Annotated in this window: 18 protein-coding genes; 14 read left to right on the top strand and 4 right to left on the bottom strand. The window is 35.5% G+C overall.

Annotated features, from left to right (window positions below; translation table 11 throughout):
• Nucleotides 1-227: 227 nt before the first annotated feature.
• Nucleotides 228-1,685, bottom strand: coding sequence for an aldehyde dehydrogenase family protein (locus tag CWS20_RS22140; protein ID WP_066193923.1), 1,458 nt, complete (start codon nt 1,683-1,685; stop codon nt 228-230).
• 858 nt (nt 1,686-2,543) lie between these two features.
• On the opposite strand from CWS20_RS22140, the gene CWS20_RS22135 reads away from it, so the two are divergent.
• Both CWS20_RS22135 and pdxR read left to right on the top strand, forming a co-directional pair.
• On the top strand, nt 2,544-2,942 hold the full coding sequence (locus CWS20_RS22135) for a FixH family protein (protein WP_066193925.1): 399 nt from the start codon (nt 2,544-2,546) through the stop codon (nt 2,940-2,942).
• A gap of 205 nt (nt 2,943-3,147) precedes the next feature.
• Nucleotides 3,148-4,581 (top strand): MocR-like pyridoxine biosynthesis transcription factor PdxR, encoded by a 1,434-nt coding sequence (pdxR, locus tag CWS20_RS22130; RefSeq protein WP_066193928.1) that lies wholly within the window; start codon nt 3,148-3,150, stop codon nt 4,579-4,581.
• Between the two features lie 413 nt (nt 4,582-4,994).
• Here pdxR and CWS20_RS22125 read toward each other — a convergent pair whose 3' ends face one another.
• The gene (locus CWS20_RS22125) at nt 4,995-5,441 is read right to left on the bottom strand and encodes a YfmQ family protein (protein ID WP_066193930.1); all 447 of its coding nucleotides are present in this window, start codon (nt 5,439-5,441) and stop codon (nt 4,995-4,997) included.
• Nucleotides 5,442-6,101: 660 nt separating this feature from the next.
• On the opposite strand from CWS20_RS22125, the gene CWS20_RS22120 reads away from it, so the two are divergent.
• The 9 genes from CWS20_RS22120 (at nt 6,102) to CWS20_RS22080 (ending at nt 14,683) form a co-directional block, all read left to right on the top strand.
• Nucleotides 6,102-7,298: a sensor histidine kinase gene (locus CWS20_RS22120; protein ID WP_066193932.1), complete on the top strand. Its 1,197-nt coding sequence runs from the start codon at nt 6,102-6,104 to the stop codon at nt 7,296-7,298.
• Nucleotides 7,234-7,872, top strand: a complete 639-nt coding sequence (locus tag CWS20_RS22115; protein ID WP_066193934.1) for a response regulator — start codon at nt 7,234-7,236, stop codon at nt 7,870-7,872. The genes CWS20_RS22120 and CWS20_RS22115 overlap by 65 nt, the downstream gene beginning before the upstream one ends.
• A 120-nt stretch (nt 7,873-7,992) precedes the next feature.
• Nucleotides 7,993-8,925: an ABC transporter ATP-binding protein gene (locus CWS20_RS22110; RefSeq protein ID WP_066193939.1), complete on the top strand. Its 933-nt coding sequence runs from the start codon at nt 7,993-7,995 to the stop codon at nt 8,923-8,925.
• Between the two features lie 12 nt (nt 8,926-8,937).
• The gene (locus tag CWS20_RS22105; RefSeq protein ID WP_066193942.1) at nt 8,938-10,206 is read left to right on the top strand and encodes an ABC transporter permease; all 1,269 of its coding nucleotides are present in this window, start codon (nt 8,938-8,940) and stop codon (nt 10,204-10,206) included.
• On the top strand, nt 10,203-11,303 hold the full coding sequence (locus CWS20_RS22100; protein WP_066193945.1) for an ABC transporter permease: 1,101 nt from the start codon (nt 10,203-10,205) through the stop codon (nt 11,301-11,303). The genes CWS20_RS22105 and CWS20_RS22100 overlap by 4 nt, the downstream gene beginning before the upstream one ends.
• A 301-nt stretch (nt 11,304-11,604) precedes the next feature.
• Nucleotides 11,605-12,084, top strand: a complete 480-nt coding sequence (locus tag CWS20_RS22095) for an RNA polymerase sigma factor (RefSeq protein ID WP_101226393.1) — start codon at nt 11,605-11,607, stop codon at nt 12,082-12,084.
• A 2-nt stretch (nt 12,085-12,086) separates the two neighbouring features.
• Complete coding sequence (locus CWS20_RS22090) at nt 12,087-12,773, top strand: zf-HC2 domain-containing protein (RefSeq protein ID WP_083957277.1); 687 nt, start codon at nt 12,087-12,089, stop codon at nt 12,771-12,773.
• A gap of 444 nt (nt 12,774-13,217) precedes the next feature.
• On the top strand, nt 13,218-13,757 hold the full coding sequence (locus CWS20_RS22085) for a PadR family transcriptional regulator (RefSeq protein ID WP_066193954.1): 540 nt from the start codon (nt 13,218-13,220) through the stop codon (nt 13,755-13,757).
• A gap of 53 nt (nt 13,758-13,810) precedes the next feature.
• Complete coding sequence (locus CWS20_RS22080; protein ID WP_066194340.1) at nt 13,811-14,683, top strand: YitT family protein; 873 nt, start codon at nt 13,811-13,813, stop codon at nt 14,681-14,683.
• Nucleotides 14,684-14,814: 131 nt separating this feature from the next.
• Here CWS20_RS22080 and CWS20_RS22075 read toward each other — a convergent pair whose 3' ends face one another.
• Nucleotides 14,815-15,726 (bottom strand): LysR family transcriptional regulator, encoded by a 912-nt coding sequence (locus tag CWS20_RS22075; protein ID WP_066193957.1) that lies wholly within the window; start codon nt 15,724-15,726, stop codon nt 14,815-14,817.
• 127 nt (nt 15,727-15,853) lie between these two features.
• Between CWS20_RS22075 and CWS20_RS22070 the strand changes: the two genes are divergently transcribed.
• Together CWS20_RS22070 and CWS20_RS22065 are read left to right on the top strand one after the other, a co-directional pair.
• Nucleotides 15,854-16,945 (top strand): NAD(P)-dependent alcohol dehydrogenase, encoded by a 1,092-nt coding sequence (locus CWS20_RS22070; RefSeq protein WP_066193960.1) that lies wholly within the window; start codon nt 15,854-15,856, stop codon nt 16,943-16,945.
• A 419-nt stretch (nt 16,946-17,364) separates the two neighbouring features.
• On the top strand, nt 17,365-18,072 hold the full coding sequence (locus CWS20_RS22065) for a DNA alkylation repair protein (RefSeq protein ID WP_066193963.1): 708 nt from the start codon (nt 17,365-17,367) through the stop codon (nt 18,070-18,072).
• Between the two features lie 140 nt (nt 18,073-18,212).
• On the opposite strand, the gene CWS20_RS22060 is transcribed toward CWS20_RS22065, so the two are convergent.
• A complete protein-coding gene (locus CWS20_RS22060) occupies nt 18,213-19,016 on the bottom strand; it encodes a nucleotidyltransferase (protein WP_066193966.1) in 804 nt (267 codons plus the stop codon).
• A 266-nt stretch (nt 19,017-19,282) separates the two neighbouring features.
• Here CWS20_RS22060 and CWS20_RS22055 point away from each other — a divergent pair, with 266 nt between their 5' ends.
• Nucleotides 19,283-20,116 carry a hypothetical protein gene (locus tag CWS20_RS22055; protein ID WP_066193969.1) on the top strand — a complete coding sequence of 278 codons (834 nt, stop codon included), beginning with the start codon at nt 19,283-19,285 and terminating at the stop codon, nt 20,114-20,116.
• The last annotated feature ends 468 nt before the right edge of the window (nt 20,117-20,584 follow it).

Raw genomic sequence — 20,584 nt, 5'->3', positions numbered from 1 at the left:
TCTCTTTTGAAAATGATCATTTCTACGAATTTGATGAGAGCTGGCGACTGTAATGAATAATGATAAATTTACAATTCTGTTAACAATAATTCTCTGAGTTTGGGAAACTACAATAATCTTAATACCGAAAGTAAGGAATAAAACAAAAAGAAGCCCCAATATTTATACTTTTGTGGCTTCTTTTTGTTTATTCACTTACATTGTTTTAAAAGACCGCGACCAGCAATTTAGAAAGGATATTTCATTGGTTTTACTTGAACGGACACCCATTTTGCCTGAGTAAATTCATCGACAATCCATGGATTACCAAAACGGCCGATTCCACTGCCTTTCATACCGCCAAATGGAATATTAGGCAAGCAATTAACCGTTTGGTCATTTACATGTGTCATACCAGCTTCAATTTGTACTGCCACTTCTTCACCAAGTGCTAAATCACTTGTGAAGACAGCAGAACTTAAACCATATTCCGTATCATTGGCAATTTGAATCGCTTCTTCATCAGTGGACGCTTTAATGAGTGGCACAACTGGTGAAAAGAATTCTCTTCGTGCTAAACTACTTGCATTATCGACATTACCGAAGATGAATGGTGTTAGAACATTGCCTTCACGTTTACCCTCTAATAACATTTCCACACCATCCGCTTTTGCTTCCTCGATAAAGCCTAATACTTTTTGCATTTGTGCATGGTTAATAAGAGGGCCGATAACTGTGGATGGATCTTTTGGATTACCATATGTTATTTGTTTTGCACGTTCTACAAACTTACTAGCGAACGCTTCATATAAATCTTCATGGACGATTATACGGTTAATGCTCATACAAATTTGACCTTGGTGTAAGTATTTACCCATGATTGCTGCATTCACTGCTTGGTCAACGTCTGCATCTTTCAAGACAACGAATGGGTTATTTCCACCTAATTCTAATGCGGTACGTTTCAACAATTCACCAGCAACCTTCCCGATATGTTTACCAACACCAGTTGAGCCTGTGAAGCTAATTAGTTTTGAATGCGGATTAGTAATCATTGTATCTCCGATTTCACGTATATCAGTAAGAATAGAATTGAACACACCTACCGGAACGCCAGCTTCTTCTAAAGCTTTTGCAATAATAGAGCCGCCTGAGATACCAGTTTGAAGATCTGCTTTATGCACAACAGTGTTCCCTAATGCTAAAGCTGGCGCAATAGTACGCATAGATAAATATAGTGGGAAGTTGAAAGGCGAAATAGATGCAATGACGCCAAGTGGTAAGCGATAAACATGATTCAATTTATCAGGAATAGCTGACTCAACTGTTTTCACTGTGCCTACTTTGTCAACTATTTTTAATGATTCTTCTAAATCAGCAATAACAAAATTAACCTCTACATTACCTTTTAGTACACTACTGCCAGTTTCCGAAACTAATACATCAACAATTTCTTCTTGGTGCTTTTTAAAGTAAACAATTACGTTTTCAATAATAGATTTACGAAGCTCGGCATTTTTTGCCCATTCTTTTTGTGATTCACTTGCTGCTTCGAATGCAGAATCTAATTGTGCTTTTGAAGCAATTGAAATTTTGGCAACTACAGTATCATCAAATGGGTTTAAATCGTTAAATATACGACCAGTTTCTCCTTCAACCCACTCGCCATTAATAAAGCTTTTATTTAATAAAAAATATTGATTCATAGAAAATCCCTCCAGATATTAAAATAAAAATACTTTCTGTCAGTAAAAGCTAATGTCTTTCTAATTGTTATTAATATATTACAATACTAAATAAAATCTAATTATTCATCAGACTGTTTAATAGTAAAGTTTCCGTTTGATAATGTTTCCAATATAAGAACAGTTGGTCCTGTTATAATGAATAACGTTGCAATTATTCCAACTGACATATTTCGATAATTTAGATTTCTAAGAAGAAGTAATCCTTCTCATCTTTCTGTTTTCTTAGAACACTATTCATGCAAACACCTTATGTGAATTTCCAAGGAAATTTTGCTTACTTAATCCATTTAAACCTTTTATAAAAGAGCTATTGAGCTACCTTTATATTAGAAGATATAGAAGGTGAGGGAACCGTCCAATTTATTGAATTTTTAACCATCCAATTATAAAAGCCTTGAAAATATGTCAATCTAAATGTAGCTTTTATTTTTTCTTCAGATTAATTAATTGCATTCAGATACAAAAAAAGTACTAGAGGTAATTATGAAGAGAAAAAAGAAAAGGAAGTTATTTACAATTAATAATATAGTTTAATATTTGGTTTTATAAGCGAGAAAAAGTTTAAGGATTGAGTAATCTGTTCTTGCTAACTAAGCTAAAGGTTGTGTTAATCTAGTTGCCAATAGGCAGCTTTTTTTGTAACTAAAGGAGCAGATTGGTGTAAGGTAAAATTGGATGGTTAAAAAAATCAGTAATTGGATGGATGATTAAAATCAAAAACTATTACAATAAAATTGTAGCCTCTAATCCAGAGATTACAAAATGGAAATAAAAAAAATACCTTTATTTATATAATAATTTTTAGGAGGATGAATAATGAAAAAGAAAATTGTATTTATAATTGGATTGACTTTTTTGATGATTTCTGCATTTTCAATAAATATATTGAAAGATGTTAGTTACGATGAAGGTTCAATTGAATTTGATATAAAACCGGTTCAAGATGTATTGTTACCAGAGCGAGCTATTCTTATTGATGCTAATATTACAAAGGATTATGAAGAGTTAAAAGATGCAGATGAAGTCTACTTTGAAATTAAGCAAAAAGGTAGTAAGAATTATACAGAAGCTAGTGCTATGAACCTGAAGAATGGTACCTATCGAATCCAAACCATGTTTCCAAAAAGTGGGGAATATTATTTGAAGGCTACAGTAAAAGATGATGATTTAACAAAGACTTCACCAGAAATTAAAATAAATGTTGATAAGGCGTAAATAAACCTCTAACAACACTTGAAATTTAATCATTTTTGTTAAATACACTTTATATATAAATTAGTATCTTTTAAATTTATTTAGCAAAAAATACGGTTTTCCTATATTAGGAGTACCGTATTTTTTTAGTATTATATTATTTAAATTGTAATTATTAGGAAATTTGGGTAGCTAATAAAATTAATGCTAAAAAGGAATGTATAAAATGGCTTGGAGTATTGATCGTAAATCTAAAAAACCTATTTACAAACAAATAGCGGATTATATTGAAAATGGTATTGCTGATGGTACCTTTCCGTCGGATAAAAAACTCCCCTCTGAAAGATTCTTAGCTAAAGAACTTAATGTTAATAGGAGTACTGTTGTAGCAGCTTATGACGAACTAGAATCAAATGGCCTTATACAACAAGATCGGGGAAGTGGTACTACCATAAGTAAAGATATATGGGGAATAACTAAAAAGAGGATCCCTAGTTGGAACGGATATATTGAGGCAGGTTCCTTTTTACCTAACTTACCTGTTGCACAAAGAATACGCAAAGAGATGGAAAAGCAAAAAATGATAAATTTAGCGAGTGGTGAGTTATCCGAAGACCTGTTCCCTATTAAAGTACTAAGAGAGATTACCAATACACAGTCTTTTATTGGTAGACTAGGCTATGATCATCCTCAAGGAAGTGAAGCATTAAGAATCTCTATTACAAAGCATGTTAAGGAATTTCGCAATATTAAAACGAGCCCTTCGTCTATTCTAATTACTTCTGGTGCTCAGCAAGCTTTACACCTGATTGTTCAATGCTTATTAAGACCTGGTGATTCAGTAGTGATAGAAGATCCATCTTATCATTATAGCCTGCCAATATTTAAGTCAGCAGGGTTAAAAATTTTCTATTTATCAGTAGGGAATAAGAGGGTTAATCCAAGTGAGTTACTGGAATTACATAAAAAACATCGCATAAAAATGATTTTTTTAAACCCAGCTTTTCAAAATCCTACAGGTGATTCCCTAAGAAGGGACCAGCTGAAAGCAATATTAGAAATATCATCGGAAAATGGAATTCCTGTTGTAGAAGATGATCCATATAGCTTAACTTCCTTTAATGGAAAGGAAGTGCCAACATTAAAGTCTATGGATAATAATGGCAATGTATTATATATAAGTTCTTTATCAAAGATAGTTGCTTCAGGTTTAAGAATTGGGTGGATTATAGGCCCTATCTCGGTAATAGAAAGATTATCGGATGCAAAGCAACAAGTCGATTTTGGGCATTCCAGTTATACTCAATGGATTGCTAATGATTTTTTAGAATCAAAACATTTCGATTCACATATAAAGAATCTTATAAGGGAATTAGAAAAGAGGAGAAATCAAATCGTTTCGAGCCTTGATTATTTTCTAGATGATCAGGTAGAGTTTAATATTCCTCAAGGAGGAATCCATATTTGGTGTAAAATAAATAGCAATATTGATGAAATAAAACTATTGGAACAATCCATAAGTCAAGGAGTCATCTATGTTCCAGGGTCTATGATGGGTTCGAAAAAACTATTTGCGCGATTTACTTTTGCCAGAGAGCAGGAAGATGCAATAAATGAAGGTATTAGGAGGTTTAGTAATGCACTAAATTCCCTCAAATAATAGGTAGAGGTTTTTGTGAATAGATGGCGATTCCTCATATAGGTTATCGATGTTTTTCAAATTTCTAATATATAGAACGGTAGACGATTTTTCATTGGAAAAATCGTTTTTTTATAATACAAAAAAACAGAGTTAAAGAAGGACTTAATTGAAATTTAATGGAATAATCATTCAAAGAAGATAAAAAAGGAGTGAAGCATTATTTGAATATACAAAAGTGTAGAACTTAAGCGGAATAGGAATGAACACAGGGCGTTCGTCTTGTTTTATCAGAGAGGATTTATGGAATCGGGATATTGCTGCATGAATTTGCTTAAACCGGCACTGATTCACAGACATTCCCCGTTTTTAAAAATAAAAACCCCCTTGGTTTAATAACCGGGGATTAGGTTTGTTTCATTTTTATACATTTCTTATATTGCGTTTACACTAAACACTTTAGTAGATGTAGAAAGCTTATCCGAACGAACACTATAAGAAACAACTTTCTTCTTATGCTGCTTGACTATATCAAGGTGGTCATCGTAACGATAAACATAGATATTAATATTTGTTTTGCCTTTACTTACGTTCATTACAACTGGAGTCACATTAGTCTCTGGATGCAGAAATAATTTTTCATTCCCCGGAAATATATGATTTTTTCTTAAAAACGTAGCTTCATTAAAATAGTCAATAAATTTTATTTTTTCTTCCTCATCTAAGTGATTTCCGTTATATGTTAGTTTAACATCTGTTGGATTTAGTTTTGCATGAAGAGCAAATTTACTTGTAATCCATGCCACAACTGCACTTGGAGGGCTCATTATCATTTTAATAACAATTCCAATCACTAACGAAAAAACAACAGTCCATGTCATATCATCAACTCCTTATGTAATAATCTCTGGTTACTAGTTTACGTATAGTCACATTTTTAAAGCTTTAGATTAAGCTTATCAAAAATTATTATAATGTAATTTTTAATTTGATGAACCATCCAATCTATAAGAATTTTAACCACCCACTTAGTTTGCGCAATCTCCTTCTTCTACTATCAGCTACTGTTGTTCGGCTTATGAGTAGAAATAATAGTGATCAATCAACAGCAAGATCAGCCTTTTTATTGGACTAACGGGCAGTGGGACCAATAAAGAATTATTCGAGTGGTGTACATATGTATAACGTTGCATACAAAAAGCCGACTGATTGAAAAAAAATCGGCTGTACGGGCTTTTAATTAATTATTTTTGAACGAGTCTAATAACAATTGGATTGGCTACAAGTGTTACCAATAGGATGACACATATCCATACAAACAGCATATATTTTTGGCCACAATAAATTGACCAATATCTCTACATACTGATTTAATGAATTTTACCATTTAGGTTTGAGAAAATTCGAGATTCCATCTCAAAAATCACAACGGACTTTAATTGTTAAGTGGGCCTAATCAAGGTGCATGGCTCAGTGAATCATAGTATAATTTTTGAGTAGAGGATGGATATTATTTCCTGAGTATTATAAGGAGTATATATATGAAAAAAACGTATTTTATTTGGCTTGGGATTCAATGTATTATTTGGACATTTGCTTTTTTTGAATTGCCGCCGGAGCTAAACGAAAGCCGGCTGATTAGTATGAGTATCTTTTTTATCATATTGTTTCTTCTTCCCCTTTTAACAGAAAAACCGTTAATCCAAACAATTTTATTTTGTATACAAGCGCTTATAACAACCATTATCTTTTATCCTATAGACAATTTGTTGAATCCATATGTAATTTTAATCCAATCGTTAATAATAGCTGAAGCAGTTTTTTATCTTTCCCGATTAAAAAGTTTGATTGTGATAGGCGTTCAGCTAGGAGCCGCTGCTGCAATTGTGTTGGCAACGACTCTTACTGCTTCACAATTAGCTTGGTGCGGTCTTTATTATCTTTTATTGACTATCGCATTGTTGCATTATCAAGTCATATATACGCGGGAGAAAGCTGCACGAATAAACAATGATATCTTGCTGGACGAATACAGAAGGATGAAAAGGCAGCTTGTTATTGAGGAAGAACAAGCAAGGCTGGATGAGAGGATGCTGATTGGTCATGAAATCCATGATTCAGTTGGTCATAAACTTACAGCATTGCTCATGCAATTTGAGGCTTTTCGCTTAACTGCAGCTGAGAAGGACAAAGAAATGATTGAAAATCTAAAAGAGCTTGCCGAGCAAAGCTTAGAGGAAACAAGGCAGGCAGTGAAGTCCTTTAAGCAAAGAGAAGTAGGCGGACTGCAAGGCGTAATCCGGCTTATTCGTAAATTAGAAATGGAAAGCTTTATGAAAGTTAATTTTTCTGTCAAGCATGGAGCGTTTGCGGCTCCTTTAACAGGCGAGCAATCCTTTGCAATCTATCGGGCGGTACAAGAGGCATTGACGAATATTATGAAGCATAGTGCTACAAGAGAGGCGCAAGTGATATTTGAATCGCCTGGCGGGAGTATTTTTCGCTTTGAAGTGATTAACTTTACTAAGGTTGATTCCTTTTTTCAAGAAGGATATGGATTGAAAGCGATGCGAGATCGTTTAGAAAAAGTAGGCGGTTTATTGGAAATCGATTATGATGAGCACCAATTTGTCGTGCGAGGCATGATAGTATTAACAGATCGGAGTGGGGAGTATGATAAAGGTGTTGCTTGCAGAAGATCAGGTGATGGTCCGCCAAGGCTTAAAGGCAATGATTGAAACTGATGATGAAATGAAAGTAACAGGCGAAGCTGATAATGGTAAGAAAGCGGTCAGTTTATGTGAGAAACAGTTTTTTGATGTGGCAATTTTAGATATTCGCATGCCGGAAATGGACGGAATTGAAGCAGCGAAAATACTGCGCTCGCGTTATCCTCATATGAGAATTCTTATGCTCACAACTTTTGACGATAATCAATATGTGCTTGACGCGCTAAAGTTAGGTGTAAGTGGTTATATGCTGAAGAATGGAGATACAGAATCGCTTATACGTTCGATTAAAAGCGCATTGAGCGGCGGCCTTTCTCTGGAAGATCAGGTGGCAGCGAAAGTAATGCCGGTTTTACTTCAAAAGGAAAACCAAGAAGAAAAGCAAATTAACCCGACGTTAACACCAAGGGAAAGAGCGATATTAAAGTGTATTGGCGAAGGACTGAACAATAAGGAAGTGGCAGAGCGATTAGGCCTTTCGGTAGGTACTGTCAAAAATCAAACAAGCCACATTTTAGATAAATTGGAATTAAGGGATCGGACACAATTAGCCATTTATGCGATACGCCATCGTCTCGTATAAGAATAAAAAAATGACTAAAGTAATAACAGTGCGATTGCAGAGTGACCATTGTCAGTAGTGACTTTGGTTTTTTTATTTTAAGATGCATATAAGAAATCGAAGAATAAAGGAGGCAAATATATGCTTGAAACAATAAATTTAAGCAAGTCATTCAAGGGTAAGAAGGTTGTGCAGGATGTTAATCTATATCTTAACAACGGTGAATCAGTCGGGTTATTAGGTCCAAATGGCGCAGGGAAATCTACAACAATTTCAATGATATCAACGTTGATAAAGCCTACAAGCGGTGAAATAAAACTGAATGGCGTTAACACAATCGATAAACCTGGAGAAATTAGAAGGATTTCAGGTGTAGTTCCGCAGGAATTAGCGCTATATCAGGAGCTATCTGCATATGAGAACCTTAAATTTTTTGGTGCGATTTATAAAATGACAGGGAAGGAATTAGAAAAAGGCATCCAACAAGCTTTAGAATTTGTCGGCTTGGAAGCCCGCCAAAAGGACTTAGTAAAGACCTATTCTGGCGGTATGAAGCGACGGCTTAATATTGCAGCAGCTTTATTGCACCAGCCGAAAATTTTAATATTAGATGAGCCTACTGTCGGCATTGATCCGCAATCAAGAAATCATATTTTGGAAACTGTACGCATGTTAAATCAAAAGGATGGAACGACGATTCTTTACACTAGCCACTATATGGAAGAGGTTGAACAGCTCTGTGATCGATTATATATTATGGATCACGGCAAAATTATTGCAGCAGGAACAAAAGCTGAGTTGCTTAGCATTTTGTCAACCGAGGATACGATAAAAGTGGAGTTAAATAAGCTGGACGAAACCTTTGTTGAGCAAGTTAAGACAATTGAAGGGGTTCGTAAGGTAGAGGCATCTCATTTGCAATTGAAAATTATCGCGACGAAAGGAAGTAATTTGATTAGTAAGCTCGTTCATCTTGCTGAACAGCATCATCTACAATTGATTAATTTTCATACTGAGACGCCTAGTTTGGAGGATGTATTCCTTCAATTAACCGGCCGTACGCTGCGAAATTAAGGAGGTGTAGTGATGCGAAGCTTTATAAAAAAGGATTTGTTAATTTTTTGGCGCGATCGGAAGGAGATTGCTACCGTACTTATACTGCCTATCATTTTAGTCTTAGTGTTGAATTTTGCATTTGCTGGTTTGTTTAGTAATGATGGGCAGTCATCCTTGGATTTACAGTTAGCTGTCGTCAATCAGGATGACGAAGCAGAGGCAATGGTACAGTTGAACGAAAAATTGGTTAATGAAGCCTCAATAGGGGATCAGGAAGCAAAGGCATTAGTTAAGCAAGCAAATGATGTACATCCGGTTCAACTATTGTTCGAATTTTTAGAAAGTGAAGATTTGAAAGACTGGGTGACGGTTCATAAGCTTGAAGAGTCCGAGGCAGTAGATAAAGTCAAAGATGGAGACCTGGACGCTATTCTTATCATACCTGATGGGTTTACTGCAGATAGTTTATATGCGGCCTTTATCGGAGGATCGCCAGCTACTTCATTGGAATATAAGCTGGAGAAAGAAACGAATAACAGCAGCACGTTATACTCTATCATTCACGGATTTATTGATCATTTAAATTATCAGTTTGCAATACAGGAAATAGCAGGTACTTCAGAGGTAGAAGTGAAGCTGCCTGAAGGCGGTTTTGAAGAAATAGGCGCGGGTGAAACTTTTACAATGACCCAATATTTTACGGTTACAATGGGGGTGTTGTTTGCCTTATTTCTAGTAGCTACAGCTGCAACGAAAACAGGTGTAGAAATTAGGGAACAAGTATTCAACCGAATCTTATTGACGAATAGTCATCCAATGCAATTTTTAATCGGGAAAATGGTGTCGACGATTTGTTTAGTCTTGCTGCAGATTATTTTTGTAATTATCGTATCCCATTTTATCCTCGATGTATTTCCGAATCGTTCCATGACCTTTTGGATTGGCCTCATAACAATGGTACTCTTGCTGTCGCTGGCGCTGTCAGGCTTAGCTGCTGTTTTTACAGCCATCTCACTAAGGGTGACTGATATTGATGCGGCTAATGGTATTTTCATGTTGGTTATTTTACTGTTTGGAATTATCGGAGGGAATTTTGTGCCAATTTATATGCTACCCGATTGGCTGCAACAGATTGGCGAATGGACACCAAATGGTCTATTTTTAGTGATGTTAACGGAATGGATACAATTTGAGGAGCTATCATCTATAGCGAAGCCAAGTATTTTATTGACAGGGTTTTTCTTACTATTTACTTTGATTGGTTTCGTCTTGTTTCCGCAAAGGGGGAAAGCGAAGTGAATTCAGTATTATGGGTGCAATTTTGTAAAGATAAACGAAGCCCGTTATTTATTTTATTATTTATCGCTGGAAGTATTCTCGCTACCCTTTTATTTGCTGGAGGTGTTTATTCGCCAACAACTGTGGCTATTTTTAGTGAGGAAGAGAATGCGTCAGAAATCGAGAAAAAGTGGGAATCGTTGTTGAATGTCGATAACTCCTTTAAATTTGAAATTGTTGATCCGGAGAAAGCACGGGAAAATGTAAAAGATGGGAATATGGATGTGGCAGTAATGTTAATGGAAACGGATTACAGATTGGTCGCCACAAGTGAACTACCGAGCGTTTCGTATGTTCAACAACATGTTGAAAAAGTATTTCAACGGGAGGCACAAATTAGTGCAATTGCGGAAACACGAGGAGAAGGAGATGTTCGAAGCGAAATCGAGAGCTATTTAGCGGATGCACCTTTTCAGCTAGAAACGCAAGGACTCGATAGTGAACAAGTTCCTAAGTATAACATGAGCACCCAGCTATTGTTCGCTTTTACCTTCTTGATTTCGATGTTTATTCTTGGGCTAAAGGTGAACAATGTAACAAATGACAAGGTTTCTGGTATTTGGGATCGGATGATTTTGTCACCAATGAAGAAAACAAGCATGTATTGCGGTTATGTGTTATATAGCTTTCTAATAACTATGTTTCAAATTATAGTCGTACTGCTGCTGTTTAAGTATGTAATGAATTATGAAGTAGGCGATAATCTTTGGTTGGTAATGATGATTGCTGCCTTCTTTACATTTAGCATGATTAGTATTGCCATGTTAATTACTGGCTTTGTAAGGACGCCAGAGCAATTTTACGCCATCTATCCTTCATTAATTCCGCTCATTCCGCTCATCAGCGGTGCTTATATGATGCCAGGAACGATTACAAATCCTGTGTTATTGTTTGTTGCCGATCTATTTCCATTAGCACATGCCATGGAGGCAATCATGTCTGTAATATTCTATGATGCCGGCCTACAAGATGTTATGATGTCTCTATTGTTTATGCTGTTGATTGGCGTAGTGGCGATGGGAGTAGGGATTAACCTCATTGAGCGCAGAAGTAAGTAAGGTATTAGGTCATTTTCAAAATATAAAAGAAAAGTTTGGGATTTTCCGAGGCTTACCGCTCGCTTTTTATCGGTTCGAGCGGATACCTCTCCAAATCTAACTTCATTTTCTTATGATTACTTTCGAAGTCACTCTGGGGCATTCCTTTTATATAAGGAATGCCTATTTATTATGTTTAAGAAACGAGACAGGCTGTTTGAACGAAGTATAATTAAATGAGTGATACTTTCCAAGGTGAATGTTAAATTTTTTGTAACGAAATCTCTTTAACTTAGTCTTACATATGAAAGGAGGTCGAAATGTGGCAGAGTTTGAGCGTATATACAAGCAATATTTTAGAGAAGTTTATTCTTTTGTATTATCGATAAGCCGAAACGAAAGAATTGCAGAAGAAATAACACAGGAGACGTTCTTTAAAGCTTTAAAAAGTATTGATAAATTTAACGGGCATTGCAAGATAAATGTATGGCTTTGCCAAATAGCCAAAAATACATACTTCACCTACCAAAATAAACAAAGACGTTATGATACAGAAGATATAGAAGAACAAGTAAGTAAGAATAGTATTGAAATAATGATTTTAAATAAAGAAGAAACTTTCCGTATTCATAAAGTCTTGCATTGCTTAGATGAACCGTATAAAGAGGTATTTACACTTAGAGTATTTGGGGAATTATCCTTTAAACAAATAAGCCAGCTATTCGGAAAGACGGAGAGCTGGGCTAGAGTCACATTTCACCGATCTAAACAAAAAATACTAAGTATGTTAGAGGGGGAATAGAAGTGAAAAAAATATCATGTAATATTATCAAAGATATGCTTCCTTTATATCATGATAATGTATGTAGCGGAGAGACCAGGAAAATGGTTGACGAGCATCTTAAAGAGTGTGGTAGCTGCAAAAAAGAATTGGATAGAATGAGTCTTGATATGAACATTCCGAAAAAGGAATTTGAAAAAAATAAAATAGATAGTAACGTTATAAAAAGTATGTCTAAGTTATGGAAACGTTCAAAATTCAAATCTTTTATAAAAGGAGTAATCATTAGTGCGTTATCGATTTCTCTTATCGTTTTGGGGTATTTCGGTTTATTCCATTGGAATATCACTACCGTTCCAACTGAGATGGTGGAGATAAAGAACGTTAGTGAATTGAAAGATGGGAAAATCGTATATGATGCCGAACTAACTGATGGTTATCGTTTGAATAGATTGAAATACGATATGGACAAGGAAGGAAACTTTTTTATTACTCCTTTACGGCCGATAATTAAGGAAGAGTCTCAACCGCCATATACATTGGAAAAAGGGTATGATTTTATTGATATTAAGGACCAAGAAATAAGTCGTAACGAGGAAATAAAAAAGATATATTACGGGACGCCAAAAGATAATATACTGATTTGGGAAAAAGGGATGGAATTGCCAAAGGCAAGTGAAGAAATAGAAAATATGTTTAATTTTAAATAGCAGTAAATTTAACAAACTGAAACGGGTTCAGCGAGCAGTTCGTATTGCTACCTTTATTTGGTTTCTTAGAATAATAAACCTATACGAGCGTAATGATTGCTAGAGAAATATAGTAAAATTGCTCCCTATTAATCTGCTTAACAGGGGGCTTTTGTTTCTCTCCTAAGGCATACCGCCTGCCACATTTTGAAAATTTATTAATTGACTTCAACAAAACAATAAAATAAACTATAAAATAGTTAAATTTGAGTACTTTGTTTTGAGTATGAAGGTAGCTGCATTATTCATTAATCTCAATTGTCACTTTTATGCATAGGCCCATTTCAGAAGTTGAAGTAGATGATTAGGCACCAGAAAGATCCTGAAAGTATTAAAAATGCAGCTGAAGTCTCAGCTTAGTTTTGCTATACGTAAGGAGTAATTCTTCTTGAAGGAGCATAAAGAATGTCCATTCAAATTTTTATTTTAAGCAAGCTAATGGAGGATAATAATTATCCCTATAAATTAAAAAAACAGCTTTCAAAGCCGATTCCATTGGATGAGCTAGGCGGTTTAACAGAAAGTAAACTGTACTATCATTTTGATTCATTAGCAAAAAAAGGTTTAATTGAGGCCGTCGAAATCATAAAAGAAGAAAACCGCCCTGATAAGCAAGTATATGCGATTACGGATGAAGGCCGTCAAGAACTATCTAATAAAATCTATCAGCTATTTGAAGATGCAGATAGTATTAATGAGATGGTAATAGGCATAGCGACACTCAAGTATGTGAATCGTGATAAGGTCGTGGAAATACTAGAAAGAAAGGTGGAAAATATAAAAGTTCGCTGGGGTACTGCAAAGCGCTTTGAAAGTAAAATTGCGAAAGATAAAGATAATGAGAAGCTGATGAAATTTTTGGGTAGTTATTTTTCCAAAAGTATAGATGATAAAATTTATTGGCTAGAAAAGTTAATTAACCGGATTCAACAAGGAGAAATTTGATTATCCAATTAGTAACAAAAGCTATCTTACAAAGGGTTGAAGAGAGGAATAATATGAGTACAATCAAAAAGTATAAGCCTAATAAATTGAAAATGATTTTACGAGGGTTATTGATTATTATTGGGGGATTTATAGCAGCATATGGATTAGAAGCAGTATTAATTCCAAACAATGTATCTGATGGAGGTGTGACAGGAATTAGCATCGTAGGTTCACAGCTATTTGGCATACCACTCGGCGTTTTAATTGCGGTGATTAACATACCATTTGTCTGGCTTGGTTACCGGCAAATTGGTAAGAGCTTCGCAATTTATTCGATTATCGGAATAGCCTCCCTTGCCATTAGTACAAGCCTTATGCACCATATTCCGACGATTATTGAAGGAGATACTTTGCTAGTTACAGTTGTTGGCGGGATTATCCTTGGCTTTGGGATGGGCTTAGCATTACGTAATGGCGGGGCATTAGATGGAATTGATATGTTAGCCGTATTGTTATCTCGCAAATTACCTTTTGGGACAAGTGATCTCATTCTATTTTTAAACATGTTTGTATTCATATTTGTCTCAACTGTTTTCGGCTTACAAGGGGCTATCCTTTCTGCCATTGCATATTTTATTGCTTCTAAAGTGATTCATATTGTGGAAGAAGGATTAAGCGGCTCGAAAACCTTTAAGATCATTACAACCGAACCAGAATTAATGGTAGAGACGATAAGGGATCGTTTAGGAAGAAGTGCAACCTATAACGAAGTATACGGAGGATACTCCCATCAAAAGTTTAAGGAAATCACCTGTGTTATTAACCGGTTAGAAGAAAGCAAAATTAAAGAAATCATCAATGAAATTGACGAAGCAGCCTTTATTACAGTATATGATGTAGCAGAAGTGAAGGGCGGCAGTTTCAGAAAGCACAATATTAATTAAATTAAATCTGTAATATAGTATAGTTCTACTAATTAATCACTTTTTAGTTTGCTGAAAGGTGATTTTTTTGTTCAACAACTCTTTTCATACTCCCTTTATCGAGGAAGTTAGGTCTTTGACCGCTTCTATCATTACTTGTGCTGTTCTGAGGTTATATTCAATTGTTGAATCTCTGTAAATTGCTGAATCATATGCTGACGGAATTGTTTAACAACGTATGGATACTCGCGATTTTTCATCCATGCAAATCCTACCATTTGATAGCATTCAGGTGATATTATCTCGATTCTTTTTGTATTGGGTAGTTGTTCTCCAAGAAAAGAAAACTGAGGATAAAATGTAATGCCCTCCCCTTCATTGACGAGCTGTAGCACGATCGATAATTCCGTTCCTTCAAATACGATATTGGGCTGGAAACCTGCAAGCAGGCAGCATTGTTCGTAATTACTTATGGACTCTAAGCCGGATTTATAGCTTATAAATCTTTCGTTTTTTGCCTCAATCAAGTCTATTGCATCATATTGGGAAAGCCAATGACTCTTTGGAACAATTAAATCCAAATTTTCTTTGACAACGGGCAGCCACTCAATATTTTCACCAGTGATTGGTGTATTGGAAATACTCAAGTCAATTTCACCTTTTATTAATTTTTCTTTGGCAATCACGTCTGGTAATATCGTTTGGTGAATGCGCGCATTTGGTCGGCGTTTATAAAAGTTGCGAAATACAGGTGGTAAGATCGTTGAACTCATCACGCTTACAGTGACTTGTTCTCCTTCAATGCCTGCCATTTCTTGAATGGTCTCATGTGCATTTTCTAATATATGAATCACTTTTTCAGCTTCTTTAGCAAAATAACGCCCATATTCGCTTAAATGAATAGATTTGCCGCGTCTAATAAAAAGAGGTACACCAAGCTCGTCCTCTAAACGCCGAATCATTTTACTTAATGAAGATTGCGTAATATTGAGGCTAAGCGCCGCTTTAGACATATGCTCTGTCTTTGCCACTGCTAAAAAATATTGTAATTGTAATAATTGCACTTCATTCACCACACTTCTTATGTGTAAAAAGGAATAAGTATATTCTTTTTACAATATTGTACCCCGTTTTAAAAAGAATTACGATTATGGTGTTCTTAGTAAATATGTCACAAAGGGGTAGGATTATATGAAGATTGAGGCAGCAGTAACGCTTGGTCAAGGACAAGAATTTGTTATAAAGGAAGTGGATTTAGCAGAGCCAAAGGCAAATGAAGTACGAATTAAAATCGTGGCAACAGGGGTATGCCATACAGATGCTGTCGCTCGGGATGCAGCGATTGCACCGCTGCCAGCTGTACTTGGCCATGAAGGAGCGGGGATTGTCGAAGCGGTAGGTTCAAGTGTAACGCATTTAACAAAAGGCGACCATGTAGTATTATCATTTGCTCATTGTGGCCGATGTGAAAATTGTTTAACTGGGCATCCAACCGTATGTGATACATTTAATGACTTAAACTTCGGCGGTGTACATGATGATTATACACACCGCTTATCATTAGACGGTCAAGAATTATCAACATTCTTCGGCCAATCTTCATTTGGCACATTTGCAATTGCTCATGAGAGAAATGTTGTGAAAGTGGATAAAGATGTAGATTTAGCCTTACTTGGCCCACTTGGATGCGGTATCCAAACTGGTGCAGGCACTGTTCTAAATAAAATGAGACCTGAATTCGGTTCTACTATTGTTATTTATGGTGCCGGAGCTGTCGGGTTAAGTGCAATTATGGCTGCGAAAATTGTCGGCTGTAAAACAATTATTGCAGTAGACGTTCATGATTCACGGTTACAATTAGCATTAGAATTAGGCGCCACACATATATTCAACGGTACCAAAGTCGATGTCGTAAATGAAATTAAATCATTAACTAATGGCGGGACAAAATATGCTGTAGATACAACTGGTGTACCGCAAGTTGTCCGTCAAAGTTTACAAGCATTGCGACCATTGGGAGTTGCAGCAATAGTTGGGGTCACTCCAGAAATGAGTTTCGATGTGCATAACGATTTAATGGCAGAAGGAAAAACAATGATGGGCGTTATCGAAGGCGATGCTGTTCCAAATGTTTTCATCCCACAATTAGTAGAATACTACAAAGCGGGACAATTTCCTTTCGACAAATTGATCACATTTTATGACTTTAACGACATAAACGCAGCTTTTGAAGCTTCGAAAACAGGTGAAGCGATTAAACCGATTTTACGTATTCAATCATAGAATCGACATTGATCAGCGCATTGGGTTAGCTAGTGGTTAAAATTAAAATGAATTTGAAAAAATATCTATTATTTTGGTCGATTACGATGAATTTTGGGAGGGGATTTAGGACCCTCCCTTTTATATTGAAAAAGTCACATACAAACAACGCTGATAAATAAGACGATAGAGGGTTCCATTGACTTAGCGAAGATTTAGTTTTGCCGTTATCGCCTGCATATTAATAGCAGTTTGTTCAAGATTTCTTAGTTGACCGACTCGTGCAATGCTTTAATCAATTTGAGCTGTCACATTTTTTATTTTATACTTATGGTACATAAACTCGAAAAAGAAAAACGAGAAAATATGGAAGCTTGGATAAAGAATATAAACTAGTTATTAATAATGGGTCTTAATATTAATGAAGGAAGTGCAAAACGATGGATTTCGAAACAGTAATGCAGGAGCTTGAAGCCCTCAGTAAGGAACGAACTAAAAAAATCTACATATCCAATGGTGCGCATGAGCCGCTTTTTGGCGTAGCTACAGGTGCGATGAAGCCAATCGCAAGGAAAATAAAAATAAATCAGCCTTTAGCCGAAGAGCTTTATGCAACAGGTAACTACGATGCAATGTACTTTGCCGGCATTATTGCAGACCCAAAAGCGATGACTGAGTCGGATTTTGATCGTTGGATGGATGGAGCGTATTTTTATATGCTCTCCGATTATGTGGTGGCAGTAACTTTATCAGAGACAGATATTGCACAAGACGTGGCTGATAAATGGATTGCAAGCGGTGACGAGCTGAGAATGTCAGCGGGCTGGAGTTGCTACTGCTGGCTTTTAGGAAATCGCAAAGACAATGAATTTTCCGAAAGCAAGATCTCCAATATGCTTGATCTTGTAAAAAATACGATTCATGATTCTCCAGAACGTACGAAATCTGCTATGAATAATTTTCTATATACTGTAGCGATTTCTTATTTACCGCTGCATGATAAGGCAGCAGAGACTGCAAAGGAAATAGGTATCGTAGAAGTCAAACGGGACAAGAAAAAAAGCAGTTTCCTAAACGCTTTCGAAAGTATCCAAAAAGAAATTGATAGAGGGAAGCTTGGTTTCAAACGTAAATATGTAAGATGTTAATTAATAAGCTTAGTAATCGCTCTTTTTGTTTATGTTAACTATATAATAAATGAAATTTAGCTGGCATACTGGGATAGCTGAGTGAGATTTAATAGGAAGAAGTACACAGCATAGATACTGTGTACTTCTTCATCCGTAAGTTAACTCTTTAGATGGTGGTAAAGTTTACTTATCATCTCTTTATTTATATCGGTTGCGTATGATGTAACCAATAAATTGTACAGCTTTTCGACTACTTTTAAAGCATTGATATAAGCATGCCTTATTTCGTTCGCATCTAATTTTGCCGTTAATAAGACATAGTCATTATAAGCTTCCTTACTTATATCCTGCTCAAGATTTTTCGTGCTATTTAACCAACGTTCAACTGTTTTTTCTTTTACCCTTATTAATTGCAGTACATTCTTTTGAACAGATGTTAATAACTCTAATGAGCGTGCTAACTCTCCTCTTTTCATTACGTTTACACCCATCAGCCAAGCATTTACAAAATTATTAAAAGCGAAGTTCACATTTTCATTCGTCATTCTATCAGGGCCAGTTCCACCTAAATATTCAAGTAAAGGTTTTAACTGTCCAGTAGAATCATAAATATGCATAGACTTAGTATCTGGAAAAACGCCTGTAGATTTGAAGGTTTTTATTATTCCTATTTCTGATACAGGAAGGAAATGAAATTCTCCACGTACGATATTAGAAAAAATTGCTACTTCTGTTCCATATTCATTGGAAAACAGCATATCAATAGGCGCTATTTCAGATATCCAATGCCTTGAGTTAAAATGATTGATGACATCGTCGGCAATAAATATATAAAACTCAACATCTGAATACTGATCTCCTTCTCCTTTAGTAAAGGAGCCATACATCATGCAAGCTAAGATTGAATAATCATGAGAACATTTATTTTTAACAGTTTTAATCATTTCCTTTTGAATAAGCATATTAAATCTCCTTATCTAATATTTTTCTTCTTAGATAAGGTGTTTTTCAACAACCGGACAACATGAGCAGCACATGTGTAATGCTCCTTCCTGTATGGATTACTATTAGTATAGCATTTACAAATTTTTATCTCACGAGTTGGAATTATTTTTGCTTTTTCCTATTTTGCAAAGGGGTTAAACTAGCGGGATAAATAGCGTTTATTCCCATGAAGCAAGCCACAATCACTTATATTCTTTGAATAAAAGTATAGGAGGAAAACCTATTGAAGAAATTAACATATATGGGAGTGGCAGCTGTAATTGGGGTGCTGCTTGGTATAGCATTTTTGTGGGCTGCATCAGAAATGAAAGAAAGAAAGAATCCGCTAAACAAGTTTGACGCATTTGTATACAGTGATAAAGGCACCCTTAATTGGTTCGAACTAACTAGTCGAAATGGAAAGGTGGAGGGTAAATTTTATCGACAGAAAATCATGGAAGTGAGGGGAGAAATACCGTTTATAGAAGAAAAAACATATTACCTGACTGGAAAATCAACTGAAAAAGGGTATGAGTTTAAGGTGAATAAGGGTAGCGATATCATCTTGTTAGACGCTTGGATTTCTGGAGAAGATCTTTTCATACAAAAACAAGGAGAAGAGGGTAACAAAGTATTCAAGGCGGTTAATGAAGAAGAGCTCAATAAGAATGAAAAAACGATGCAGCAAGAGCTGCAAATCGCCATCGATCAAATGGAAGAAAAAGAGAAAAACCGTTTAAAAAAGCTTTTCTCTGACCTAAATAGTATATATGGATTTCTATACTCCAGAGCGAACGATTCTTATCAGTTGCTCCTGACAATCAATGAAGCCACTCTCGAGGGTGAAGTGGCAGGTACTCTTCTTATGATGACTAACAAAGGACGTGGAAACAATTCGTATGAAGAAACCAGTTATGATTTGAACGGAATAACAGATGGACTTATGGTAGAGCTCTTCACTACTGTGGATGGTAAAAAAACTAAGTTGGAAGGCAATTTTCATGAAGGTGCCAGTGGTTTTGACCTGTCGTTTTGGACGACTAATGAAAAGTTGCAGTTTTATGCTGTAACTGAATAGGAATTCAACAATATTTATGAAAATTTTAAAGAGAAATAATATTAAATGGAGAGGAGTTTATGTTGAAGTTATGAAGCTAAATTAGAATTAAATTAATCAATATTATATATGGAATTCTATAAAAATTGTTTTTAAGTTAATAATAACTATTTTAAACTACTTGAAAGAGAGCAAGATAAAGGAGCACCCCATTGCTTTTTAGGCAAGTTCACTCATTTTGATGAATATAAAGGTATTTACAAGCTTACAGGGGATTTTTTTAATACTATTAAGCTATAAGAATGTAAATCTACAGAAGTAATCAAAGCACATGTGCTGCATTGGTGACTTTTCTTCTGCTTCAGTATGATTAAATTTATTTTTATTAGCCGGAAGCGGAGCATTCGTATAAGATTTAGGTGGATAACGCGCATTTATTCCTCTGAACCAGAGAATAAGAAAGTGCTTCAGGTGAATAACGCGCATTTA

It is taken from the genome of Cytobacillus horneckiae (assembly GCF_002835735.1).
GTDB classification, from domain to species: domain Bacteria; phylum Bacillota; class Bacilli; order Bacillales; family Cytobacillaceae; genus Cytobacillus; species Cytobacillus horneckiae.
The sequence above is the reverse complement of the archived record's forward strand: the minus strand, read 5'-3'. Positions and strand labels throughout refer to the sequence as shown.

Coding starts and splice junctions, on each gene's coding strand:
- CWS20_RS22140 (WP_066193923.1), bottom strand. CDS start 1,685: ATGAATCAATATTTTTTATTAAATAAAAGCTTTATTAATGGCGAGTGG.
- CWS20_RS22135 (WP_066193925.1), top strand. CDS start 2,544: ATGAAAAAGAAAATTGTATTTATAATTGGATTGACTTTTTTGATGATT.
- pdxR (WP_066193928.1), top strand. CDS start 3,148: ATGGCTTGGAGTATTGATCGTAAATCTAAAAAACCTATTTACAAACAA.
- CWS20_RS22125 (WP_066193930.1), bottom strand. CDS start 5,441: ATGACATGGACTGTTGTTTTTTCGTTAGTGATTGGAATTGTTATTAAA.
- CWS20_RS22120 (WP_066193932.1), top strand. CDS start 6,102: ATGAAAAAAACGTATTTTATTTGGCTTGGGATTCAATGTATTATTTGG.
- CWS20_RS22115 (WP_066193934.1), top strand. CDS start 7,234: ATGATAAAGGTGTTGCTTGCAGAAGATCAGGTGATGGTCCGCCAAGGC.
- CWS20_RS22110 (WP_066193939.1), top strand. CDS start 7,993: ATGCTTGAAACAATAAATTTAAGCAAGTCATTCAAGGGTAAGAAGGTT.
- CWS20_RS22105 (WP_066193942.1), top strand. CDS start 8,938: ATGCGAAGCTTTATAAAAAAGGATTTGTTAATTTTTTGGCGCGATCGG.
- CWS20_RS22085 (WP_066193954.1), top strand. CDS start 13,218: ATGTCCATTCAAATTTTTATTTTAAGCAAGCTAATGGAGGATAATAAT.
- CWS20_RS22080 (WP_066194340.1), top strand. CDS start 13,811: ATGAGTACAATCAAAAAGTATAAGCCTAATAAATTGAAAATGATTTTA.
- CWS20_RS22070 (WP_066193960.1), top strand. CDS start 15,854: ATGAAGATTGAGGCAGCAGTAACGCTTGGTCAAGGACAAGAATTTGTT.
- CWS20_RS22065 (WP_066193963.1), top strand. CDS start 17,365: ATGGATTTCGAAACAGTAATGCAGGAGCTTGAAGCCCTCAGTAAGGAA.
- CWS20_RS22060 (WP_066193966.1), bottom strand. CDS start 19,016: ATGCTTATTCAAAAGGAAATGATTAAAACTGTTAAAAATAAATGTTCT.